Genomic DNA, 23,013 nt, shown 5'->3' with positions numbered 1-23,013 from the left:
GACGGCGCCGCGCCGTCGGGCCACGTCTCCGGCCCGGCCTGGGGCGTGACGGTCTCAGACCCGGCCGAGCTGCTCTCCGGCCTCAACCCCGCCCAGGAGGCCGCCGTCACCCACGCCGGCACGCCACTGCTCATCATCGCCGGTGCGGGCTCGGGCAAGACCCGGGTCCTCACCCACCGCATCGCCCACCTCATCGCCACCGGCCGCGCCCGCCCCGGCGAGATCCTGGCCATCACCTTCACCAACAAGGCCGCCGCCGAGATGCGTGAACGCGTCACCGCCCTGGTGGGACCCGCCGGAGCGCGCATGTGGGTCTCCACCTTCCACTCCGCCTGCGTGCGCATCCTGCGCCGCGAGCACGAGGCCGCCGGCCTGCGCTCCACCTTCTCCATCTACGACGCCGCCGACTCCACCCGCCTCATCACCCTCATCGTGCGCGAGCTGGGCATCGACCCCAAGCGCTTCACCCCCAAGACCTTCGCCCGCCGCATCTCCGACCTCAAGAACGAGCTCATCACCCCGGCCCAGTTCGCCGAGCGGGCCGTGACCTCCAACCCCCTCGAGCGCCACCTGACCGAGGTCTACCGCGCCTACGCCGAACGCCTGAGCGCCGCCAACGCCCTGGACTTCGACGACATCATCATGCGCACCGTCGCCCTGCTCCAGACCCGGCCGGCCGTGGCCGAGATGTACCGGCGCCGCTTCCGCCACATCCTGGTCGACGAGTACCAGGACACCAACCACGCCCAGTACGTCCTCGTGCGCGAGCTCGTCGGCGGGCCCGGCACCTCCGGGGCGGGCTCGGCCCTGCCGCCGGGCGAGCTGACCGTCGTCGGCGACTCCGACCAGTCCATCTACGCCTTCCGCGGCGCCACCATCCGCAACATCGAGGAGTTCGAGGAGGACTACCCGACGGCGCGCACCATCCTGCTGGAGCAGAACTACCGTTCCACCCAGAACATCCTCTCGGCCGCCAACGCCGTCATCTCCCGCAACAGCGGAAGGCGCGAGAAGAACCTGTGGACCGCCGCCGGCGACGGCGCCCCCATCACCGGCTACGTCGCCGACTCCGAGCACGACGAGGCCCGCTGGATCAGCCAGGAGGTCGACCGCCTGTCCGACGAGCACGGCGTGCACCCCCGCGACGTCGCCGTCTTCTACCGCACCAACGCCCAGTCCCGGGCGCTCGAAGAGGCCTTTATGCGCGCTGGCCAGCCCTACAAGGTCATCGGCGGCACCCGCTTCTACGACCGCCGAGAGATCAAGGACGCCATCGCCTACCTGCGCGCCGTCGACAACCCCGACGACGACGTCAACCTGCGCCGCATCCTCAACGTCCCCAAGCGCGGTCTGGGGGACAAGGCCGAGGGCGCCCTGGCCGAGCACGCCGCCCGCTACGCCGTCTCCTTCGGACAGGCGATCGCCGACGCCGCCGGTGCCCCCCGCGAGGCGCAAACAGACGAGGCAGGCGGGGCCGCCGGTGCTGGGAGCGCAGACGGGCAGGCCCCGTCCACCGCCGAGGCCGGCGAGCCGCCCGAGGTCGAGGGCCTGACCACCCGGGCCCGTAACCAGGTGCGCGGCTTCCACGAGCTGCTCACCACCCTGCGGCACATGGTGACCGCCGGCGACGGTGTCGCCGACGTCCTCGACTCCGCCCTGGACGCCTCGGGCTACCTTGCCGAGCTGCGCGCCAGCGACGACCCCCAGGACGCCACCCGCGTGGAGAACCTCGCCGAGCTCCACTCCGTGGCCAGCGACTTCCAGGCCGCCAACCCCGACGGCACCCTGGCCGACTTCCTCGAACGCGTCTCGCTCGTGGCCGACTCCGACCAGCTCCCGCCCAGTGCCGACCTGGAGGACGAAGACGCCCGGCAGGCCGAGGAACAGGGCCGGATCACCCTCATGACCGTCCACACCGCCAAAGGCCTGGAGTTCCCGGTCGTCTTCGTCACCGGCATGGAGGACGGCACCTTCCCCCACACCCGCTCCCTGGCCGAGGAGACCGAGCTCGCCGAGGAGCGGCGCCTGGCCTACGTGGCCCTCACCCGCGCCCGCGAGCGCCTCTACCTCACCCGCGCCGCCGTGCGCTCGGCCTGGGGCGCGGCCAATGCCATGCCAGCCTCCCGTTTCCTCGACGACGTGCCGGGCGAGACCATCGACTGGAAGCGTCTGGCATCCTCCATGGAGGCGCTGCGCGGCGGCGGCACCGGCTGGGGGAGCAGCTGGGGGGAGGGTGGCTTCGGCTCGGGCGGTCGGCGCTCGGGTGGTTCCCGACAGGGCTCCTACTCCGACGACGATGACTTCGCCCCTCCCGTGGGGGGAGGCGCCAAGCGCTCGGGCAAGCTGGGGCGCGTGGAGACCGCCCAGGACCGGGCCGCCAAACGCGCCTCCGCCCGCCTCGAGGCCCGTGGCAAGCAAAGCACCCCCTCGCCGGCCGAGAGCGCAGCCGCCTCGGAGGACCTGCCCGCGGCCGTGGCCGGGCTGAGGGCTGGCGACCAGGTGCGCCACGACTCCTACGGGGTGGGCACCGTCGTCGGCCTGGAGGGCAAGGGGCGCTCCCTGACCGCCCGCGTCGAGTTCGTCATCGACGGAGCCCCCGCCACCAAGCGCCTCATCCTGCGCTACGCCCCCGTGGCCAAGATCTGACGGATCAATCGCTCACGCCACCGGGAACTGCGCTGAGCGCAGGATCAGGGCTGGTTCCTCCTGGCGGGGGAGGCGTGGCTACCGGTGGGCAGGGAACACTGGGGTCATGAACAGCGCGGATTCCTCTCCAGCCTCTTCAGCAGAACCTCGGCCTGTTCGTCTCCTGGACCGGCTCGTTCCGGTCAGTCCCCAGTGGCGCATTCCCCCGCGAAAGGCGGAGCGCCTCGGCTGGCTCCAGCTCCTTCTGGGAGTCCCGGTCGTCGTCGGCGCTCAGATGGCCGTCGGGCTGCTGGCGGTAGCGACTGGTTTTGCTCGACTCGGTGCCGGTGGCGGAACGGTGGGGCGGCCGGGTGTCGCGTTCATCATCGCGATCAGTGCAGTGCCCCTGACCCTGCTCGGATATTGGCTGCTGGTGCGCTTCGTCGGTGGTCGGCCCGTCATTGAGCTCGGCGGGCGCGGGGCGGCACTGCGCGAGCTCCTGGTCGGCCTGGCCATGGGCGCGCTGCTCATGTGCGCCGTCATCGCGGTTCTGACCCTGCTCGGTTCCTACCACGTGGTGGACGTCGGCTGGAACACGGGGGTCCTCGCCGGTCTCCAAGCCGGAATCCTCGCAGGATTCACCGAGGAGATCCTCGTCAGAGGCGTCATGCTGCGCCTCATCGAGGGATGGCTGGGGACCTGGTGGGCGTTGGCCATCACCGCGGTGTTCTTCGGCGTCGCCCACCTCGGCAACCCTCAAGCCACCGTCTTCGGCGCGGTGGCGATCATATTGGAGGCCGGGATCCTGTTGGGCGCCTGCTACCTGCTCACCCGGCGCCTGTGGCTGGCGATCGGGGTGCACGCCGCCTGGAACTTCGTCCAGGGCGGCATCTTCGGCTCCGACATCTCCGGTACCGGGTCGGGACGTGGACTCATCGAGGCCCGCTTCACCGGACCCGACCTGCTCACCGGCGGAGCCATGGGCGTCGAGGGCTCCATCGTCGCGGTCCTGCTGTGCACGACGGCTGGTCTGGCCATGCTGTTAGCGGTCTACCGGCGCGGGCTCATCGTCCCGCCCTGCTGGCGCCGCCCGGCCCAGGCTGCGCCGGAGATCACGCAGCCGGCCTAGGGTCTGCTGCGAAGCTAGAATGGGGCACCTTGTGTTCGTACCATAGGGTGCGCGGTCGTACCCTCTACCCCTCGAACGTGCGGCATAAGGTACGACCGCGGCGTCGAGCACCACGGGCGGTGACGGTCTGAGCGGGCCGCGACCGGATCAGCTGTGAGTCGGCACCAGGCGCACGGGGCGCCGCTCAGCCCGGAAGTCGTTGACCGGGGCGTCGGAGGCGTACCCCAGGGCGAAGCCCGTGATGAGGCGGTAGTCGGCCGGCGCCTCGAACTCGGCGTCGAAGGGGCGGCGCCAGGTGGCCAGGACCCCGAGGGGGCAGGAGTCTACGCCGTGGGCCTTGGCCGACAGGAACAGGGTCTGCAGCATGATCCCGGCGTCGAGCGCTGCGAAGGGCATGAGGCCCTTGTGGATAAGGACGAAACCGATGACCGGGGCGCCGAAGGCCTCGCAGTTGCGGCGGGTGGCCGCGTCGCGGGCCTCGCGGTCGTCCCTCGCGATGCCCATGTGCGCGTACAGCTGGCCGCCGACAGCCTGGGAGTGGGGCAGCAGCTCCGCGGGATAGGGCGCCCAGGTGCGGTAGTCGCCGTCGGGCGCCTTGCCGCTCAGGACCAGGCGGGCCATGGCGCCGGGTTTCTTGTGCTGGAAGGGCAGTGTGGCATCGAACTCGGCGATGTAGGCCGAGCGCAGGCGTTCCGCCCGCTCACCGGTGGCCAGCGCCACCATGAAGGGCCGTGTGTTCGACCAGCTCGGAGCCTGACGGGCATCGTCAAGGATGGCGTCGAGGACCTGACTCGGCACCGGGTCAGGCCGGAAGTCGCGCACAGAATGCCGGGCAGTGGCCAAGTCGGAGAAAGCTTCGGGGTTCATTGTGACGTCTCCTTGGACAGGTCATGGAGCCGGTTGACGGGGCCGATTGCGGCGCAGCCTCAGTCTTGGGTGTGACGCGGCGTCGTACGCAAGCGTTACGACTGATGTCGGGGCCCGAAGGTGGAGTCGTCCAGCTGGCGCAGGACGCGGGCCGGGTTGCCCACCGCGAGACTGCCGGTGGGGATGTCCTTGGTGACCACCGAGCCCGCACCGATGACGCAGTTGTCCCCGATGGTTACACCGGGGCAGACGATCACCCCGCCGCCCAGCCACACGTTGTCGCCGATCGTGATGGGGTCGGCCGCCTCCAGGGAGCAGGCGCGCGGCGTCGGCTCTAGGGGATGGACCGGCGTGAGCAGCTGGACGTTCGGGCCGATCTGGCAGTGCGCGCCGATACGGATCTCCACGACGTCCAGGGCCACGAGCCCATAGTTGGCGAAGGTCCCCTCACCCACGGTGATGTTGTCCCCGTAGTCCACACGCACCGGCGGCAGCAGGCGAGCCTTGTCACCCAGTCCCGGGATCGCCGAGCGCAGCAGGTCCCAGCAGTCCTCCTCACCCTCGGCGAAGGCCCGCTCGAAGCGGTAGAGCATCTTGCGGGCGTGCGCCGCGATCCTGGCACTGTCTGGGTCATCGGAGACGTACCAGTCGCCGGCGAGCATGCGCTCGCGATTGGTGCGCTCGTCCCCAACGAAGTAGGGCTCGGCCTCGGGGAAGCGCGGGGCGGGGTTCTCACTCATGGCTCGACCGTACCGTCATCATCGTGGCCGCGGGTCTTACGTACGATCTCGACTCACCGGTTGTTCCAGGCCTGGCGGGCATGGTCCACCAGCTCGCCCATACCGGTGTCCCCCAGCTTCGGGGTGAGCGCGCCGGCCTGGGGCCGGCCGTTGTCGTCGAGCGCGCTCAAGCGTTTGGCCCCGGCTCGGGCGACCATCGACTCCATGCTCGTTTGAGCCTTCTGGGCTGCGGCCGTGTCCCCCCTGCGCAGTGCCAGGATGAGGTCGACGGCGGCCAGATCCGCACTTGCCCAGTTCGAGGTGGCGTCGATCCACGGCTTGGCGTCGTTGTAGAAGTCGCGCACTTTGACCGAGGCCAGCGTGGTGGGAGCGTCCTTCAGCAGCCGCAGGCGCGTGCGCAGCGCGGCCGCCTTGGCCTCGATGCTCGCGTTGTCCTCGCCGTCGAGGGACCAGATGAACGCGTAGACGTCGTTCCAGGTGCGCGAGGCCCGCCAGCCGGTGAACTCCCACTGCTCGTGCACGTCGACGAAGGCCTGCATCGCCTCCCACGCGGGTCCCGAGCTCGCGCCCACGATCTTGGCCATCGCCGTACTCCTCGTGGTCTGGGCGTCGTGCCCGGTCGGGTTCCACGCGTAGCTGGCGTACTCGGCCACGGCCAGCCGGGAGGCGTAGGGCTGGATCATCGGGTTGGTGGTGATCCCGGTGATCGCCGTGCCCAGGTCGGTGCTGCGCGCCGGCATCGCCCCCAGGAACAGTCGGGCCTGGTTCTCCCCATCATTGGCGGGGAAGTTGTCCCAGACGACCAGCTTGCTCGTACCGTAGGCCGCAGCCGCCTGGGAGGCCTGCTCGGTGGTGATGGAGTCGGTGACGATTCCTCGCCCCGTCCACTGCACGGAGATGGCGGGGTCGAGCTCCTTCCCCAGGGTGGTCTTGTAGTCCGTCTTGTCCATGCCCGTGTACTGGGTGGGGGCCATCCACAGGTCCGGCAGGCCCTTCGACTTGATGTACTCCCGCTGAATGCGGCCCAGGAAGTAGGCCTGCGCCTGAGCCAGAGCCGCCTTGTCCCCGGTCGCCGTGAACTGCGCCGTGTCGGAGTCGCAGGTGAAGTCTCCGGAGATGTCGTCGAAGGCGACGTAGAAGCTCGTGATCCCGATGTCCCGCAGCTGATCGAAGACGCCGGTGGCGGCGGCGTAGTCCTCGGGGGAGGAGTAGCAGATGTCCTCCCCGGGGGAGAGCGCGACCACCAGGTCGATGTGCGCCGCTCTGGCTGTCTGCGAGAGCTGCTTCAGCCGGGCCAGGTCGGAGGCCGGGTAGCGCTCGCGCCACCTGGCGCGCAGATACGGATCGTCCTTGGGGGCGTAGACGTAGGTGTTCATGCGCTGATCGCCCATGTAGGACAGCATGTCCATACGCGCTCGGTGACTCCAGGGGATGCCGTAGAAGCCCTCGACCACGCCGCGCACCCGCATGGCCGGCCAGTCGGTGATCGTTGCGCCGGCGACCTTGCCGCCCACCGTGATCTGCCTGAGCGTCGTCGTCGCGTGGAAGGCTCCGGAGGCGTCGCTTCCCAGGGCGATCACGGAGGGGACGCCCGCCGATGAGGTGGTCAGGGCATAGCCCTCGGCCTGGGAGGGGACCGACAGGGGGGCCGGGCGGTACTGGGAAGCGTTGCCGTCATCGGTGCCGACGACGATCCTCGTCCGCCCGCTTCGGGACACCACCTTGCCCCCGGCATCGGTGACGATCGCGGTGGCCGCCTTGACGACGTCGTCGCCGGCCCCGCTTCCGACCTTGACGATCTCCACCGTCCCGGTCAGGTCCACCGCCGGTCCTGTCCACTGAACCGACTGGGGCGCCGGGGTCAGGGCCGGGGTATCCGGCGTGGCCGCGGCCGTGGGCTCAGGCGCCGAGGAGACGAGCCCGAGTACCAATCCGATGAGGAATGCGGGGATGAGGAGGGACCGAAGACGGGATGAGGAGGGCAATGCTCCTGAAACGACCATGAGGGCCATTGTTCACTAACGGCACTTGAACTGTTCGCGGTAAAAACCTTCAAAACGATGCGGCCGGTTGGCGCCGCGCTCACAGCACCTCGGCCACGGCCGAGCGCAGCGTCTCCGGCAGGCCCAAAGACTCCATCTCGCCCAGGAGGGCGGTCCCGCTCAGGCCCCTTCGCACAGCTGCCCAGGCCAGATCCTTGGCCATATACTCCACGCGCGCCGCGTCCAGGATCGCGTGGACCTCGCCGCGCCAGTCGGCCGGCGCCTGCTCCACTTCACGCAGCACCAGCTCGACGCCGTCGGCCAGCTCCTGACGGCTCAGCTCCCCTAAGTGCACGAGTGTCCCAGCCCCCAGGGTGAAGCCATCGCCGTCGACCTCCTTGACGGCCAGTCGGCGCGCCTGACCGCCGACTCCCAGCAGGGCGCCCGCCACTCGGCCGGCCAGAAGCCTCACCGTCACCAGCCGCGAGGCCGGGACCACGTCGGCGGCCCCCTCCAGGCGGATGCGGAGCACCGCATTCCCGCCGTCCTTCCCCTCGGTCTGCGGCCAGGTGAACCTCATGCGGGTACGGGCGATTCGATCCGGGCCCGGCTCGGCCGAGCCGTCGTCCTCCTCCAGGGTGAAGCCCCCCGCGCCTCCGGGCACGACGACGATCTCCAGCTCGCGCGGATTGTCCCCGGCCGCCTCCGTCAGGCTCCCGGCCAGGGGGATCACCGCCCCGGCCCGGGCGAGCACGCCGATACGGTCCAGCGGGCGAGACAGGCTCAGCATGCGCCCGTGCCCGCCGGTGGTGGCCTCGTAGCGGCGCCCCGTGGGCAGGTCGTACCAAACGCCGTCGGGCAACCAGGTCGTCTCCTGGCCCAGGCCGGTGGCCTCGTCCAGCGGGGAGGTGAAGGGCACCACCAGCAGGTCCCCGAAGCAGAAGGTGCGTCGGTGCTCATAGGCGGCCATCTCCTGCGGGTGGTCGTGGTAGACCGGTCGCACCGGGCCGATTCCCTCGCTCACCGAGCGCCTGGCCCACGTGTACAGGTAGGGCACCAGCCGGTGACGCAGCCGCAGGTGCGCCTCCATAGTGGCGCGCGCATCGCGCGAGTAGCGCCAGGGCTCCTTGGACGTGAAGCCCGAGTTCGACGAGTGCAGGCGGTTGATGGGGGAGAAGCAGCCCAGCTGGAACCAGCGGGCCGCCATCGCGTCGTCGCTGGTTCCCAGCATGTGCCCGCCGATGTCGTTGGACCACCAGAAGTAGCCGATGTTGGCGGCCGTGGCCGTGAACATCGGCTGGAAGCGCAGCGAGTCCCAGCTGATGATCGTGTCCCCGGAGAAGCCCACCGGCGTGCGGTGGCTCGAGGCGTCGGCGAAGCGCGAGAAGGTCACCGGCCGACGCCGCTCCACGCCGCCCGCCTCCGTCGGGCGCTCGCGGCCCGAGTCGAGGTAGTGGACGTGGTTGAGCATCCACAACGGATCCAGGCCGGGAACCGTCGTGGAGCCGCCCTGCTGCCAGTCCAGCCACCAGAAGTCCACGCCCTCGTCCTCCAGGCGGTGGTGGAGCCGGGAGAGGTAGGAGGCCACGAAGCCCCGGTCGGCGATGTTGAAGGGAATGTCCTCCCCGCCGCCTGCGTCCAGGCCCAGGTCGGAGCAGACCTCCTCGTAGGCGTCCTCGTGGCGCCGTACCCCCTGGGCGGGGTGGACGTTGAGCGTGGTGAGCATGCCCCGCTCATGCAGACCGGTCAGGAAGGCCTTGGGGTCGGGGAAGAGAGCCCGGTTCCAGGTGTAGCCCGTCCAGCCCGTGCCGATCGCCGGGTCGATGTCGGTGACGTGCCAGTCCATGTCGATGACCGCCACGGAGAAGGGCAGCTCCTCGGCGGCAAAGCGGTCCATGAGCGCCAGGTACTCCTGGCCGCTGTAGGGGTGGTAGCGGCTCCACCAGTTGCCCAGTAGCGCCCGTGGAATGAGAGGACTGGGACCGGTGAGGCGGAAGAAGTCGCGTAGCGCCCCCCGGTAGTCCTGGCCATAGCCGAAGACGTAGAGGTCCTGTGCCCCGTCGGCCAGGCGGTTGCCGGACTCACGGGGCCGGACCCACTCGTCCTGAGTGAGCAGCAGCGAGGCAGAGTCGTCCAGGGCGGTGATGCCGTTCAGGCTCAGCAGTCCCGGGCTGAGGGCGACGGTGCCGTCGGCCTCATCGAGGGTGCGGGTGGTGCCGCCCAGGTTCGTCGGGAAGGTCTCGTCGGGGTCCCAGGCGTCGCCGTGGTGCCAGGTGCCGCCGTGGGCGTGAAGCGCCGTCGAGCGCAGCCTGACGTTGAGTCCGGACGGGGAGAAGCCCAGCGAGGGGACATGAGTCAGGTGCAGGTGCTCGGTGATGATCTCCAGACGGTCTTCGCTCCGCACCACCTGGAACGACGGGGGCTCGCCGAGGTCGCGGCTGACGACCAGTTGGGTGGCGGCGTCGGTGAACACGCCGGCGGGGGAGAATTCCATGCGGATGAGCCGGGAGGTCAGCACCGTGAACCGGTATCGGGACTCGGCCGGCGAGGACCCGACCACGATCGCCTCGGGGTGGGCGGCGGCCGGACGCGGGATGTCGGGGGCATTGGAGAGAGGAGAAACCAACGATCGGCCTTTCACAGGGGTCGTCACAGGGACACGATGGGAGAGGTAGCACCTGGGGCAAGGCGCGAGAGATCATCATAATCGGCCGCGGTTGGCAGCGCTTTCTGACACAATCGGCATGGGTCCGCCAAGACTGCGGCGGCGCAGCCGGGACGATTCTCGAGCTGCCGGGCCCGACGTCGTGCACCCGGGTGACGCCTGCAGCCCCGTCCGCGTCGGGGCTGCTCTCACCTGTTCCTGTCTCCCCTTCAGATTCCGCCACATGCCGGTAGGAAGGAAGCCTCCCATGACCCGTCCCGCACCCCTGGTTGTCTCTCCCCATCACGTCGACGAGGAACCGGACTGGTGGCGCCGCGCCGTCGTCTATCAGGTCTACCCCCGTTCCTTCGCCGACTCCGACGGCGATGGGATCGGCGACATCCCCGGCCTGACCAGCCGCCTGGACCACCTTGACGAACTCGGGGTCGACGTTGTGTGGCTCAGCCCCGTCTACCGCTCTCCGCAGGACGACAACGGCTACGACATCTCCGACTACCAGGATGTCGACCCCCACTTCGGCTCCCTGGAAGACCTCGACTCCCTCATCGAGGGGCTCCACGCCCGCGGCATGCGCCTGGTCATGGACCTCGTCGTCAACCACACCAGCGACGAGCACCCCTGGTTCACCGCCAGTCGCTCCTCGACGCAGGACCCCAAGCGCGACTGGTACATCTGGAGACCCGCCCGGCAGGTCGACGGGCTGACCCCCGGGCAGCCGGGCACCGAGCCCACCAACTGGGGATCGGCCTTCTCCGGGTCGGCCTGGGCCTGGGACGAGGGCACCCAGGAGTTCTACCTGCACCTCTTCTCACCCAAGCAGCCCGACCTCAATTGGGAGAACCCCGAGGTGCGCCGCGCCGTCCACGAGATGATGACCTGGTGGCTGGACCGCGGAGTCGACGGCTTCCGCATGGACGTCATCAACTTCATCTCCAAGACCTACCCGCTCGCTGACGCGCCCCAGGGCGAGGGCGACCTCTACGGCAACTCCTTCGTCGCAGTGGCCAACGGCCCGCGCATCCACGAGTTCCTCCACGAGATGAACCAGCAGGTCCTCGCACCCCGGCCCGGCCACGTCATCACCGTCGGAGAGATGCCCGGAGCCACGCGAAGCGAGGCCGCCCTCTACACCGACCCCGCCCGCGCCGAGCTCGACATGGTCTTCCAGTTCGAGCACGTCAGCCTCACCGACGGGCCCGGAGGCAAGTTCGACCCACAGCCCCTCCACCTCGTCACCCTCAAGAAGAACCTCGCCGACTGGCAGGCCGCACTCGCCCCCGTCACTGACTCCTCCGGCGTCGTCACGGCGGAGAAGGGCTGGAACTCAGCTTACTGGGACAACCATGACCAGCCCCGCGCCGTCTCCCGCTTCGGCGACGACGACCCGGCCTGGCGCGTCCGCTCGGCCAAGACTCTCGCCACGATCCTCCACACCCACCGCGGCACTCCCTACGTCTACCAGGGGGAGGAGCTTGGCATGGCCAACACGGTCTTCCGCTCCATCGAGGACTACCGGGACCTGGAGTCCGTCAACCACTTCCACGAGCGCGTGCGCGCCGGCGACGACCCGGCCGCCGTCCTGGCAGGCCTGGCCCCCATCTCCCGCGACAACGCCCGCACCCCCGTCCACTGGGACGGCAGCGAGAAGGCCGGGTTCACCACCGGTGAGCCCTGGATCGCCCTGGCCCCCGACCACGGCACCGTCCACGCCGCCGCCCAGGCGGGAGTGCCCGGCAGCGTCTTCGAGCACTACCGCTCCCTGATCGCCCTGCGCCACGACGACGACGCCCTCGCCCTGGGCACCTTCCGGCTGCTGGCGGCCGACCACCCCACCGCCTGGGTCATCCTGCGCCAGTGGCGCTCCCCCGAGCCGGGCGAGGACCGCCTCGAACAGCTGCTGCTCATCGCCCAGTGCGCTCGCGAGGACCTGCCCCTGATCGGCGAGGGCGGCCTGCTGACCGCGCTCGCGGCCGAGGGACTGGAGCCGGGCCAGTGGGTCGGGGCCGAACAGATCCTTCGCGCTGGCGACCCGGACGTCCAGCCGGGCTCAGAGCACACGGGAGTGCCAGAGGCTCTATCTGGCTGGGACTCGGTGCTGCTGCGCCATCGGGCCTGAGACGGTCCCGACGGCGCCCGCCAGACGGCCCCGACTGGAATAGTGCCGGCCGGCCGATCGTTGGTCTCGGTGGACAAACCCGCGGATATCGGAAGTAGGAGAGCACCATGGAGTTCAGCCAGGTCGTTGCCAATCGTCACTCGGTGCGAGACTTCACCGACCAGTCCGTCTCCCAGGAGGAGCTGGTGGACATCGTGCGCACTGCCCAGCAGGCGCCGTCGTGGGTGAATTCCCAGCCCTGGCGGGTCTATGCGGCCACCGGGGCCACGCTGGCCGGGATCAAGAAGCGCCATGCCGCAGACGTCGCCGCCGGCAGGAAGGGAGACTCCGACCTCCCGGTGAAGCCCCGTACAGAGTGGTCTCCGACCACCCAGGAGAACATGGCCGCGCTCGGCGAGCAGATCGGTGCCCAGCTGGCCGAGGGCGTCCAGGAGTTCCAGGCTTCGCAGGGACGGTTGTTCAACGCCCAGGCGGTCCTGTACGTGACGATCCCGGTCGAGTCCACTCCGTGGTCCTTCCACGACCTCGGGGCCTTCTCCGCCATGCTCGTCCTGGCGGCTGCCGACAAGGGCCTTGGCGCCATCAACGCCTACGCCCTGGTCATGTACCCGGACGAGGTGCGCGAGGCCATGGGGATCGGAGCCGATGAGATCGTGGCGGTCGGGATCGCGCTGGGCCACCCCGCGGACTCGGCGCTGGCGGCTTTCGCTCCCAGCCGCGTCGACGTCGACGAGATCCTCACGATCAAGGACTGAGCGCAGGGCGATGCTCCCGCCGCTGGCCCAGGAGGAGGATGAGGCCGGCGGTCACGGCTGCGCCTACGACCAGGATGGCGGCGTTGAGCCACGAGATCTCGAAGTCGGGCAGGTTCTCGCTCTGAAGCTGGCCGATGAACAGGCCCAGCGCGTTTCCGCTGACGTGCAGACCCAGGGCGAAGAACACGGACCCCAGTCGCACCACCGACCAGCCGGCGAGCAGCCCGAAAAGCACCTTGTGGAGAACCTGCCAGGCGTAGCCCGGAAGGCTGGTCTCCGAGGCCAGCCAGGTCGGAAGATGCATGGCGGTGAAGGATGCCGTTGTCACAAGCACAGCCGCAGTGGCCCCGAAGCGTTCTCGCACCGGTGCGAACAGGGTGCGTCTCAGCGTGATCTCCTCAGGGATCGCGTTATACGCAATGCCGACTAAGACGGCGAAGACCAGGGCGTGAAGCACCGTGGATGCGGTGATCTCCGACTTCCACAGGGGGCCGGTGCCCGTCGGCCCCATCCAGGCGTGCAGCCCGCCGAAGGCGACCCCGGCCAGGGCGCCGGTGGTGAAGAGGACGGTTCTGCTGCGAACGCCGCCACCGGCCAGCAGGTTGCGCCAGCCGCGGTGGGATAGTCCGAACCAGAGGGCGAGTCCGCCGAGGTGAAGGAGGATGAGCATGAGGAACCACGGTCCCCGGACGAGTGCCAGGGCGGTTCCCAGTGCCGGGGCGCCGACCAGCAGGGTGACGGCGGCAAGGGTGACGCTTTCAGAGACAGCGGGCTGCCCGGTCTCGAAGGCGTGGGCGTCGGCCGTGGAGGGCCGTAACGCGTGGCGAGGTGGGGCGACGTCCCTGTGACGATCCATAGTGATTCCGGTGAGAAGCGGCTGTCTGTCACGATCCGCGCAGGAGTATACGGTCGATCGGAAGAAATAATGACCCTGACGCGCGGCAGGAGGCTTTTACTATCGCATCCCCAAGTTCCGCAGCCGGGAGGCCACGGCTTGCCGCCGGGTGGAGGAGGCCACCAGCATGACCGGCAGGACGACGGCGATCAGCGCTGTCAGTGTCCAGACCTCGGCGCGGGCCAGTTCCCAGGTGAAGACGATCCCGAAGACGGGGGCCTTCTGGGTCGTGGCAAGCACCGCGCCCGCTCCCGCCATCGCCAGCACCGAGATGCTGACCTCCACCCCGCTGGCCTGAAGCGCGATCGCCAGGGTGGCTCCTGCGCTTGATCCCACGGCTAGGGACGGTGCCAGGCGTCCGCCGGTAGCACCGGCCCCGAGCGTGAGCCCGGTGAGGGCCGGCTTGAGGACCACGATGCCCAGCAGCATGACCAGGGTCGCACCCGCAGCGCCGCTCGAGGCTTCCGGAACGCGGGTGCCCAGGGCCGCCTCCATGGCGTCGCGTCCGTTGCCGACGACGGCCGGAACCCGCAGGCTCACCAGCCCGGTGACCAATCCCGCCGCCCCGATCGCCGCTGGCAGCCACCGGGTGGCGCGTACCCGGCGTGCCAGCATCCACGACCACAGTCGCCTGGCCCCCACTCCCAGCGCGGCGGCTACGGGCACGAGCAGAACCAATCCGAGGACGGTTCCCGACGAGGGTCCCTGCGAGGTGATCTCGAAGGTGGGCCGTCCGTGGGAGTGCAGCCAGGAGACGAGCGTGGCGATGACGCACACCGGGACCGCCACGAGGGCCCCGCGCCGCCGCATCCCGGTAACCATGACGAGCTCGACGGCGTAGGCCGCCCCTCCCAGCGGCGCGTTGTACATGGCCGCCAGACCCGCCCCGGCCGCAGAGGCGATGAGGATCGCGCCCTCGGGCCTGCCGATCCCCAGGCGGGCGGCGAGTCCGGCCGCCACGGCACCGGCGGCCAGGCGCGGGGCGCCCTCGCGACCCACCGAGTTGCCAGAACCGACTGTGAGGACCTGGGTGACGGCGTCGAGGAAGGGCCGTGCCAGTCCCATCCGGGTTGCCGCCCTGCCCGAGTGGTCCGCCACTGCGGTCTCCACGTCGGCCACCCCACCGGTTGCGCGCAGCCACCACCACATGCCACCGGCGACGAGGCCGCCCGTGGCCGGGGCGAGTGCGCGCCGCCAGGGCGGGGCGCCGGCCAGGCGCTCCAGGAGCGCGCCGTGGGCGACGCCGTAGAACAACGACTCGAAGACCTCCAGGAGCAGTGCCATCGCGATCCCGATAAGGCCCGCGGCCACGCCCGCCAAGGCGGCGGCCAGAAGGAATCGGGGTCGGGTCAGCGCGCGCACGCCAGGCACGATACCCGGCCCCGCGGATCGGGCGCCGACGAGACGACCGACGCCGTCACCGGCCTCGAACAGACCCCGTTAGCGGCGGGGCCTCGACGTGCGGCTCGGGCGTCCCAGGTACCAGACGGCTGCGGCCGTCACCAGCGTCTCGGCGAGTATGGCGATAACGGACGGAGTGGTGAACCGGCTCCATCCGGTCAGGGTCTCCTCCCGGCTCAGAGAGTCCAGCAGAACACCGGTGAAGTTGCCGCCCACATGCATGCCCAGGGCGAAGGCCAGGGAGTCCAGGCGTAGGACGGACCAGGCGGCCACCAGTCCGAAGAGAAGCTTCTCGGGGACCTCAGCCGCATAGGTGGAGGCGGTAGCGTGAGAGGAGATCCAGGTGGGCAGGTGCATGACGACGAAAGCCAGGGCTGTGGTCCACAGGGCGAACCCGCCCCCGAACTGCGCCCGCAGGGGTTCGAGCAGGCAGCGGCGCAGCGAGAACTCCTCGGGGACGGCGTTCATGAGCACACCGACCCCCAGTGCTATAGCCAGAGCGGACAGCAACCCGGTAGGTGTCACAGGGGCGAGGGCGGCTCCCGGGTTGTCGATCGGGTGGCGTGCCACGGCGCTGAGAGCGCACAGGCCCGCGCCGACGGCGAAGAGCAGCCAGGGACTGCGAGGCCCCGCGGAGCGCAGCAGGTCGCGCCAACTGCGGCGCCACACGAGGAACCAGATCGCCAGCGCCCCCAGGTGCAGAACGGCGAGGACCTGCCAGGGGCCGCCCACCAGAGCCAGGACGACGCCGAGCGATAGGCCTCCGACGAGCAGGACCAGGGCCGCCCAGGCGCTCCTCCGAGTGCGGGCCGCGTCCGCCCCGGCGGAGGTTCCGGCGGTCCCAGGCGGAACCACCGTGCGCTGCGGGCCGGGGCGGGCAGTCACCTCCTGCTACCTCTGATCGCCGGCCGCGTCGTCGACCGCCTCGCCGAAGTCGGGGACGTCCTCGAGCGCCAGGGTTCCACTGTTCTGGCTGACCAGGGACACGGCGGGGCGCAGACCCAGCCACCACTGGTAGCGGGGGCGACGGTGGTCGCGGTCGAGGTCGTCGTTCATGCGGTCCAACGGGTGGTCGGAGACCTTGCCCCCCACCAGGCCCACGTAGGAGGCTGTCGGCTCGCCGCGCTTGAGGGCACCGGCCAGCAGATCCAGGGAGTAGGCGACGAGCTTGGTCGCCATGATCCGGTCGAAGGCCGTGGGGCTGCCGCCCTGCTGCTGGTGGCCCAGGATCGCCTCGCGCACGTCGTAGAGGTCCTTGCCCTCCTCGGCGAAGATGTGGGCCAGCACGTCGGTGGTGTAGTTGACGCTGGCCCGCTCGTTGCGGATCACCAGGTAGAGGCTGCGTCCTGAGCGGAAGGACTCCACCATCCGCTCGGAGTCGGCGGCCAACCCCTTGAGGGTGATGCCCTCCTCGTTGAGGTAGACCTTCTCCGCACCGGTGGCCAGACCGGACATCAGGGACAGATAGCCGCACTTGCGGCCCATGACCTCGGCGACGAAGCAGCGGTGCGAGGCCGCCGCGGAGAGCTTGATGGAGTCCAGCGCCACCACCGCGTTGTTGAGGGCCGTGTCGGTGCCGATGCTCAGCTCGGAGCCGGGCAGGTTGTTGTCGATGGAGGCCGGCACGCACACGATCGGGATCTGGAAGGCGGGGTAGCGGTCCCGCTCGGTGACCAGGCGGTAGGCGCTCAGGTAGGCGTTGTATCCGCCGATGACCAGCAGGGCGTCGATCTCATGGAGCTCGATGGCCCGCCCCAGGGCGTAGAGCTGCTCGATGGTAGGCACCTCGCGGCGCGTTCCCAGCTGGGCGCCGCCGTCGCCGACCCAGCCCTCGACGTCGGCCCAGGTCAGCTCGTGCACATCGCCGTCGAGCAGACCGGGGAAGCCGCCGTAGACTCCCAGCATCGTGAAGTCGTGGTCGATGCCCAGACGCACGGCCGCGCGCGCCGCCGTGTTCATCCCCGGGGCCAGGCCCCCGGCATGGATGATGGCGACCCGCTTGGGGCGCGTGGTGGGTGACGCCTGCGAGCCCGTGCCGGGGACGGGATCGACTGGCGGGGTGGACATGGTCTCGAACAGCTCGAGCATATTGCCGAAGCTGGCCCCGCGGGCCTGGATCGCCCCGAGGTAGTCATGGGCGGCCACGAGGTCCTTGACGGCGCGGGTGGCCGCGATCTGCTCCATCATCGGCAGGTGGCGGATGCGGTTGTGGCGTTCGGCGATGATGGCAGGCTCGCTGCCCGGTTCCATCGACACCACCTCGCGGGCGGCGGCGCAGCCCAGCAGCGTGGACATCCAGCGGTCGTAGGCGCTGGGGCGGCCACCGCGCTGGACGTGCCCCAGGATGGTGACGCGGGCGGCCTCGCCCAGCTTGTCGGCGATGACCTGGCGGACGTCGTCGGCGGTGATGCGGTTGCCCTCGCGGTCGGTGGCGCCCTCGGCGACGATCACCATGGACTCGCGGCGCCCGGCCTCCCGGCCCGCCTTGAGCTTGGAGCACATGTCCTCCTCCCAGTCCTTGCCGGGGGGAGCTCGGGGACCAGGACGTAGTCGCAGCCCCCGGCCACGGCCGCCATGAGGGCCAGGTAGCCGCAGTGGCGGCCCATGACCTCCACGACGAACGTGCGCTGGTGGGAGGCGGCCGTTGAGGAGATGTCGTCGATGGCCTCCAGGATGCGGTGGAGGGCCGAGTCGGTGCCGATGGTCATGTCGGCGCCCACCAGGTCGTTGTCGATGCTGCCCACCAGGCCGGTCACCATGAGGACAGGATGGGCGGCGGCCGTCTCCGCACTGATGTCACCGGCCTCGACGAGCTCCTCGAGCAGGGAGGGCCAGTTCTTGCGGAACTCGTTGGTGCCGGTCAGGGACCCGTCGCCGCCGATGACCACGAGCCGGTCGATGCCGTGCTCCAGGAGGTTGCGGGCGGCCGCCAGCTGGCCGGCGCGCTCGCGGAACTCGGCCGAGCGAGCGGTGCCGATGATGGTGCCGCCGCGCTGGAGGACGGAACCCACCGAATCCCACTCCAGGGGACGGATGCCGTCGCCGCCGGCCACGGCCCCGGCCCAACCCTCCATGACCGCGTATGGCTTGGCGCCCAGGCGGATAGCGGTGCGCACTACGGCCCGCACGGCCGCGTTCATACCCTGGGCGTCACCGCCGGAGGTGAGGACCCCGATGCGCAGGGGCTCGCCGTCCAGGCCGAGGAGTTGACCGGATGACGAGCCGGTGGGGGAGAGGGCGTTGTCTGAGGACATGGCGGCTGGCATGTGGGGTCCTTCCCTGGGGTCGCCGGTGGGCCTGGCTCCCGGCGTCGGCCGGGAGGACATCGGTCCTTATTGTTGCTGGTGAGCGCCGCCACGTCATCCGCCTGTGGTCCCAGGAGAGGCTTCCACGCGTCCGTCAGTCCCCGGTGAACCCATGGATGAGGGGAGCTGTATGTCCTCCTGCTTTGGGAGCAGGGGGACAGCAAGTCCACGGACCAGGGACCTACCTGTCTCGACGAGCGCGGAACCTGTGGGCCTCGGCGTCGAGGACGCGCTTGCGTCGTCGGCCCCACCGCCTGCCGCTCCAGAGGCCGAGGAGCACCACAGCGCCGACCAGCGCGCTCGTTGCCGTGAGTGCGGGCATGACCGTCTCCCTTCTCGAGCCCTCTCCTCGTATCAATTCATGATAATTCGCGTTGTGGCGCGCAGTGCAGGATTGGGAACGTACTTCGTGATCGGGAACTGCGATCTCCCGCAGACGACTGGGGTCTGCCCTCAGTCATCCGGAGGAAAACGCAGTTCTCGTAGGGAAAGTACGTTCTCGACGGCGTTCATGGGTAAAGGCCTCGTGCTGCGATCCAGTGGCGGTTCGATCGGGGTCTCTTACATGAGCGCCCTGGTAAGTGCCGCCGCGTTGGTCCTCAGATAGTGGACGTCACGTAGATAGACGGTGTCGTGGCCGCCGTCGAGATGGGATTGGAATGCCGCGTCGCCCTGCGCCGCCTGCGACCGCATGTAGCTGACCAGATCGAGCAGCCGTCGGCACACGGTCTCGATGACCTGAGTCCGATTCACCTCCCCGTACTCGTCGCAGAACAGCCGAGCCCGCCGAGCCTGCTCGGCCAGAGAGCCGAAACCGACCGCGTTTCCTGGCGCGGTGAGTGGGGCGAAACGATAGATCGCGTAGGCGACGTCGCGGATGCGAGGGCCCGGGTGCGCGGTGTCGAAGTCGATGATTCCGACCAGCCTGCTCTCGTCGAAGACGCAGTTGTACGGTGCGAAGTCCCCGTGGCAGATGACCTCGTAGGGCTCAACTGCCTCCAGCATCCAGCCCTCCACCACCTCGGTCGCCAGGTCACTGGTCACCTCGTGCAGCGAGCGCAGCGCCCGGGCCGCCGAGATGAGCGCCTCGTCGCTGCGCAGTGCCGCAGGCAATGGGTAGCTTCCGGCCCGCCCCTCCATGAACTCGAGGACCTGCTGGCCGTCGTCGGACAGGCCCAGGAAACGTGGGGAGTACTTGAACCCCCGGCACTCGAGCACGGTGAGCAGCCACTCGACATTGGTGCTGCCCTGGCGCCGACTGCGAAGGACTCTGCTGCCCACCTTGGTGACCTCGGTCGACCCGCCCCGAAGGTCCTCGGGAACCTCGCTCATGCCACCTGCTCCATGCTTTGTCATCCTACGTGGGTGGACGGCGCTCGTGGCCGACGATGGCTACGAGAAGGGCCGGATCTGCTGACGATCGCGCAGCACGTCGGCTGCAGGCGGGGCGTGGCGGCTGTACCCGTCCACCCCGCCTCGCTGTGAGACGCCGCGCCCGTCTCCTCATGAGACGCCGCCTCGCACCCGTGTCCGACCTCCTCGCGAGGCACCGGGACGTTAGGCTCAATACCGGTGCCCGCCCGGCCGACGCCGGCCCGCGCCCACAAGCCATCCACATGCCCCGAGAGGATCAGCTGCATGGATCTCTACGAGTACCAGGCCAGGAACCTGTTCCGCCAGCACGGCGTCCCCGTGCTCGACGGCGCCGTGGCCACGACCCCCGAGGAGGCGCGCAGCGCCGCGCAGTCCCTCCTGGAGGCGGGCAGCGAGCTGGTGGTCGTCAAGGCCCAGGTCAAGACCGGCGGCCGCGGCAAGGCCGGCGGCGTCAAGCTCGCCCGCACAGCCGCCGAGGCAGAGGCCCGCGCCCGCGACATCCTGGGCATGGACATCAAGGGCCACACCGTGCGCGCCGTCCTCATCTCCGACGGCGTCGACATCGAGGCCGAGTACTACTTCTCCATCCTCCTGGACCGCGCCGAGCGCCAGTACCTGGCCATGTGCTCGCGCGAGGGCGGTATGGACATCGAGACCCTCGCCGCCGAGCGCCCCGAGGCCCTGGCCCGCGTCGGCATCGACCCGCTCGAGGGCATCACCCCCGCCGTCGCCCACCGGATCGTTCAGGCCGCAGGCTTCGAGGCGGAGTCACTGGCCGACGACGTCGCCGCCGTCATCGAGCGCCTCTGGGAGGTCTTCACCGCCGAGGACGCCACACTCGTGGAGGTCAACCCCCTGGTCAAGGCCGCCGACGGCCGCATCATCGCCCTGGACGGCAAGGTCACCCTCGACGACAACTCCCGCTTCCGCCACCCCGCCCACTCCGAGCTCGTCGACTCCGCCGCCACCGACCCCCTGGAGGCCCGCGCCCGCGAGGCCGGCCTCAACTACGTGCGCCTCGAGGGCCAGGTCGGGGTCCTGGGCAACGGCGCAGGTCTGGTCATGTCCACCCTCGACGTCGTTGCCGGCGCCGGCGAGCGCCACGGCGGCATGAAGCCCGCCAACTTCCTCGACCTGGGAGGCGGGTCATCGGCCGAGGTCATGGCCACCGGCCTGGAAGTCGTCGCCTCCGACCCCCAGGTGCGCGCCATCCTCGTCAACGTCTTCGGCGGCATCACCTCCTGCGACACCGTCGCCCAGGGCATCGTGACCGCCGTCGAGTCCCTGGGCGGACTGCCCAAGCCCGTCGTCGTGCGCCTGGACGGCAACAACGCCGAGACCGGCCGCGCCATCCTGGCCGAGGCCGCCATCGAGGGCGTCACCGTCGTCGACACCATGGACGGGGCCGCCGACGTCGTCACCGCCATCGCCGAGCAGATCAGCGGGCAGACCGCTTCCAAGGAGGCCTGAGACATGAGCATCTTCCTGACCGAGACCGACCGCGTCATCGTCCAGGGCATGACCGGCTCCGAGGGCCGCAAGCACACCACCCGTATGCTCTCGGCCGGCACCAAGGTCGTCGCCGGCGTCAATCCCCGCAAGGCCGGCACCGCCGTCGCCTTCGACGTCGCCCCCATCGGCCCCGGCGCCGGCGAGGTTCAGGCCGGAACCGTTGAGGTCCCCGTCTACGGCACCGTCGCCGAGGCCAGGCAGGTCACCGGCGCCGAGGTCAGTGCCGTCTTCGTCCCGCCGGCCTTCGCCAAGGGCGCCGTCGTCGAGGCCGTCGACGCCGGGGTGCGCCTCGTCGTCGTCATCACCGAGGGCATCCCGGTGGCCGACGCGACCTGGATGCGCGCCTACGCGGCCGAGCACGGCGTCCAGATCATCGGCCCCAACTGCCCGGGCATCATCTCCCCGGCCCGCTCCAACGTGGGCATCACCCCGCCCGACATCACCGGTCCCGGTCCCCTGGGACTGGTCTCCAAGTCCGGCACCCTGACCTACCAGCTCATGCACGAGCTGTCCGACCTGGGCTTCACCACCTGCATCGGCATCGGCGGGGACCCGGTGGTCGGCACCACCCACATCGATGCTCTGGCCGCCTTCGAGGCCGACCCCGACACCCGCCTGGTGGTCATGATCGGCGAGATCGGGGGCGACGCCGAAGAGCGCGCCGCCGCTTACATCCGCGAGCATATGACCAAGCCGGTGGTCGCCTACGTCGCCGGCTTCACCGCCCCCGAGGGGCGCACCATGGGCCACGCCGGGGCCATCGTCTCCGGATCGTCGGGCACCGCCGAGGCCAAGAAGACCGCCCTGGAGGCCGCCGGCGTCCGGGTGGGGCGCACTCCCAGTCAGACCGCCGAGATTGCCCGCGAGCTCTACCGCCGGCTGGCCGGCGAGGTGGGAGCTTGAGCCCGGCCCGGTCACGAGTCGCCGGCCTGACGTCCTGGACCCTGTGGTCCCTGCGCGTGGGGATCGAATCGGTCGGCCTGAACTGGCTGATGGTGGTGCTGCTGACGGTCGCCGTGTCCATGGCGAGCTCCAGCCTCAGCGCTGCGGCCGCCCTGAGCGCCGGCGAGGCCGTGCGCGCCGGTACGGCCCTGTGGAGCCTCGGCTTCGGGGGGATGGTCACCTCCTCCTCCGCCGACCAGGGAACCCTCAGCCTGCCGCTGCTGGGACTGACCCTGGTGCAGGTGGGCTGGACCTGGAACTGCGTGCGGCGCGCCCGTCCCACTCGTCCGGCGGCAGGGGCGGCCATCGTCGTCGCCGCGGCCGCCGTCGCGATCCTGGTCTGCCTGACTGGCCCCAAGGGGCCCAGCGCCTGGCCGGCGGTCGGCGGAATCGCCGCGATCACGTGCGCCGTCGTCGCCGTCCAGCTTCAGCGCGCCGGCAACGGCTGGTCTGCCCTGACCCGGTGGTGGGACCATCGCCCCCGTTGGGCGGCTCCGGCCCTGTCTCTGGCCTACGGCGCCGCGCGGGCCCTGGCGCTGCTGAGCCTCCTGGTGGTGGCCGCGGCCGCTTTCAAGGGAGCCGGCCGGGTCTCGGTCCTGCACGACGCCCTTGCCGGCGGCGGGTTCATCGCGATGGCGGCCTCGTCCTGCTCCAGATCGCCTGGGTGCCGACCATGCTCATCTGGGCCTGCTCATGGCTCATCGG

Annotated in this window: 15 protein-coding genes and 1 pseudogene; 7 read left to right on the top strand and 9 right to left on the bottom strand. The window is 70.2% G+C overall.

Features of this window, described 5'->3' with window-relative positions:
* A partial coding sequence (locus HMPREF0975_RS01940) for a UvrD-helicase domain-containing protein (RefSeq protein ID WP_009232426.1) occupies positions 1 to 2,646 on the top strand: 2,646 nt, incomplete at its 5' end.
* 106 nt (positions 2,647 to 2,752) lie between these two features.
* Positions 2,753 to 3,754 carry a CPBP family intramembrane glutamic endopeptidase gene (locus HMPREF0975_RS01935; RefSeq protein ID WP_049939319.1) on the top strand — a complete coding sequence of 334 codons (1,002 nt, stop codon included), beginning with the start codon at positions 2,753 to 2,755 and terminating at the stop codon, positions 3,752 to 3,754.
* A gap of 147 nt (positions 3,755 to 3,901) precedes the next feature.
* Here the strand turns inward: HMPREF0975_RS01935 and HMPREF0975_RS01930 are convergent, their stop codons facing one another.
* The 4 genes from HMPREF0975_RS01930 to HMPREF0975_RS01915 form a co-directional block, all read right to left on the bottom strand.
* Positions 3,902 to 4,621 (bottom strand): nitroreductase, encoded by a 720-nt coding sequence (locus tag HMPREF0975_RS01930; protein WP_009232424.1) that lies wholly within the window; start codon positions 4,619 to 4,621, stop codon positions 3,902 to 3,904.
* 95 nt (positions 4,622 to 4,716) lie between these two features.
* The gene (locus HMPREF0975_RS01925; protein ID WP_009232423.1) at positions 4,717 to 5,361 is read right to left on the bottom strand and encodes a sugar O-acetyltransferase; all 645 of its coding nucleotides are present in this window, start codon (positions 5,359 to 5,361) and stop codon (positions 4,717 to 4,719) included.
* A 53-nt stretch (positions 5,362 to 5,414) separates the two neighbouring features.
* Positions 5,415 to 7,364 (bottom strand): beta-N-acetylhexosaminidase family protein, encoded by a 1,950-nt coding sequence (locus HMPREF0975_RS01920; protein WP_198009128.1) that lies wholly within the window; start codon positions 7,362 to 7,364, stop codon positions 5,415 to 5,417.
* A gap of 79 nt (positions 7,365 to 7,443) precedes the next feature.
* Positions 7,444 to 9,969, bottom strand: a complete 2,526-nt coding sequence (locus tag HMPREF0975_RS01915) for a TIM-barrel domain-containing protein (protein ID WP_049939317.1) — start codon at positions 9,967 to 9,969, stop codon at positions 7,444 to 7,446.
* 286 nt (positions 9,970 to 10,255) lie between these two features.
* On the opposite strand from HMPREF0975_RS01915, the gene HMPREF0975_RS01910 reads away from it, so the two are divergent.
* A complete protein-coding gene (locus tag HMPREF0975_RS01910) occupies positions 10,256 to 12,124 on the top strand; it encodes an alpha-glucosidase (RefSeq protein ID WP_009232420.1) in 1,869 nt (622 codons plus the stop codon).
* A 107-nt stretch (positions 12,125 to 12,231) separates the two neighbouring features.
* Positions 12,232 to 12,879 (top strand): nitroreductase, encoded by a 648-nt coding sequence (locus tag HMPREF0975_RS01905; RefSeq protein WP_009232419.1) that lies wholly within the window; start codon positions 12,232 to 12,234, stop codon positions 12,877 to 12,879.
* Here the strand turns inward: HMPREF0975_RS01905 and HMPREF0975_RS01900 are convergent.
* The 5 genes and pseudogenes from HMPREF0975_RS01900 to HMPREF0975_RS01880 all read right to left on the bottom strand — a co-directional run bounded on the left by HMPREF0975_RS01900 (position 12,869) and on the right by HMPREF0975_RS01880 (position 19,812).
* Positions 12,869 to 13,735: a CPBP family intramembrane glutamic endopeptidase gene (locus HMPREF0975_RS01900; protein ID WP_009232418.1), complete on the bottom strand. Its 867-nt coding sequence runs from the start codon at positions 13,733 to 13,735 to the stop codon at positions 12,869 to 12,871. The two genes, HMPREF0975_RS01905 and HMPREF0975_RS01900, sit on opposite strands and share 11 nt — an antisense overlap.
* A 99-nt stretch (positions 13,736 to 13,834) precedes the next feature.
* Positions 13,835 to 15,136 carry a chloride channel protein gene (locus HMPREF0975_RS01895; protein WP_049939316.1) on the bottom strand — a complete coding sequence of 434 codons (1,302 nt, stop codon included), beginning with the start codon at positions 15,134 to 15,136 and terminating at the stop codon, positions 13,835 to 13,837.
* 78 nt (positions 15,137 to 15,214) lie between these two features.
* Complete coding sequence (locus HMPREF0975_RS01890) at positions 15,215 to 16,060, bottom strand: CPBP family intramembrane glutamic endopeptidase (protein WP_009232416.1); 846 nt, start codon at positions 16,058 to 16,060, stop codon at positions 15,215 to 15,217.
* Positions 16,061 to 16,066: 6 nt separating this feature from the next.
* Positions 16,067 to 18,441 (bottom strand): annotated as a pseudogene (locus HMPREF0975_RS01885) (6-phosphofructokinase).
* A 600-nt stretch (positions 18,442 to 19,041) separates the two neighbouring features.
* Entirely contained in the window at positions 19,042 to 19,812 is a 771-nt protein-coding gene (locus HMPREF0975_RS01880; protein ID WP_009232413.1) for a phosphotransferase, read from the bottom strand.
* 306 nt (positions 19,813 to 20,118) lie between these two features.
* Between HMPREF0975_RS01880 and sucC the strand changes: the two genes are divergently transcribed.
* The 3 genes from sucC to HMPREF0975_RS16540 all read left to right on the top strand — a co-directional run.
* The gene (sucC, locus tag HMPREF0975_RS01875; RefSeq protein ID WP_009232412.1) at positions 20,119 to 21,324 is read left to right on the top strand and encodes an ADP-forming succinate--CoA ligase subunit beta; all 1,206 of its coding nucleotides are present in this window, start codon (positions 20,119 to 20,121) and stop codon (positions 21,322 to 21,324) included.
* Between the two features lie 3 nt (positions 21,325 to 21,327).
* On the top strand, positions 21,328 to 22,269 hold the full coding sequence (gene sucD / locus HMPREF0975_RS01870) for a succinate--CoA ligase subunit alpha (protein ID WP_009232411.1): 942 nt from the start codon (positions 21,328 to 21,330) through the stop codon (positions 22,267 to 22,269).
* Positions 22,266 to 23,013, top strand: a 748-nt coding sequence (locus HMPREF0975_RS16540; RefSeq protein ID WP_009232410.1) for a cell division protein PerM, incomplete at its 3' end; no start/stop codon positions are given. The genes sucD and HMPREF0975_RS16540, both read left to right, overlap by 4 nt.

This window comes from Actinomyces sp. oral taxon 849 str. F0330 (genome assembly GCF_000239715.1).
Classification (GTDB): Bacteria; Actinomycetota; Actinomycetes; order Actinomycetales; family Actinomycetaceae; genus Actinomyces; species Actinomyces johnsonii.
The sequence above is the reverse complement of the archived record's forward strand: the minus strand, read 5'-3'. Positions and strand labels throughout refer to the sequence as shown.

Excerpts from the sequence above, each read along its gene's own strand:
- HMPREF0975_RS01935 (WP_049939319.1), top strand. The coding sequence starts at position 2,753 with ATGAACAGCGCGGATTCCTCTCCAGCCTCTTCAGCAGAACCTCGGCCT.
- HMPREF0975_RS01930 (WP_009232424.1), bottom strand. The coding sequence starts at position 4,621 with ATGAACCCCGAAGCTTTCTCCGACTTGGCCACTGCCCGGCATTCTGTG.
- HMPREF0975_RS01925 (WP_009232423.1), bottom strand. The coding sequence starts at position 5,361 with ATGAGTGAGAACCCCGCCCCGCGCTTCCCCGAGGCCGAGCCCTACTTC.
- HMPREF0975_RS01920 (WP_198009128.1), bottom strand. The coding sequence starts at position 7,364 with ATGGTCGTTTCAGGAGCATTGCCCTCCTCATCCCGTCTTCGGTCCCTC.
- HMPREF0975_RS01910 (WP_009232420.1), top strand. The coding sequence starts at position 10,256 with ATGACCCGTCCCGCACCCCTGGTTGTCTCTCCCCATCACGTCGACGAG.
- HMPREF0975_RS01905 (WP_009232419.1), top strand. The coding sequence starts at position 12,232 with ATGGAGTTCAGCCAGGTCGTTGCCAATCGTCACTCGGTGCGAGACTTC.
- HMPREF0975_RS01900 (WP_009232418.1), bottom strand. The coding sequence starts at position 13,735 with ATGGATCGTCACAGGGACGTCGCCCCACCTCGCCACGCGTTACGGCCC.
- HMPREF0975_RS01880 (WP_009232413.1), bottom strand. The coding sequence starts at position 19,812 with ATGAGCGAGGTTCCCGAGGACCTTCGGGGCGGGTCGACCGAGGTCACC.
- sucC (WP_009232412.1), top strand. The coding sequence starts at position 20,119 with ATGGATCTCTACGAGTACCAGGCCAGGAACCTGTTCCGCCAGCACGGC.
- sucD (WP_009232411.1), top strand. The coding sequence starts at position 21,328 with ATGAGCATCTTCCTGACCGAGACCGACCGCGTCATCGTCCAGGGCATG.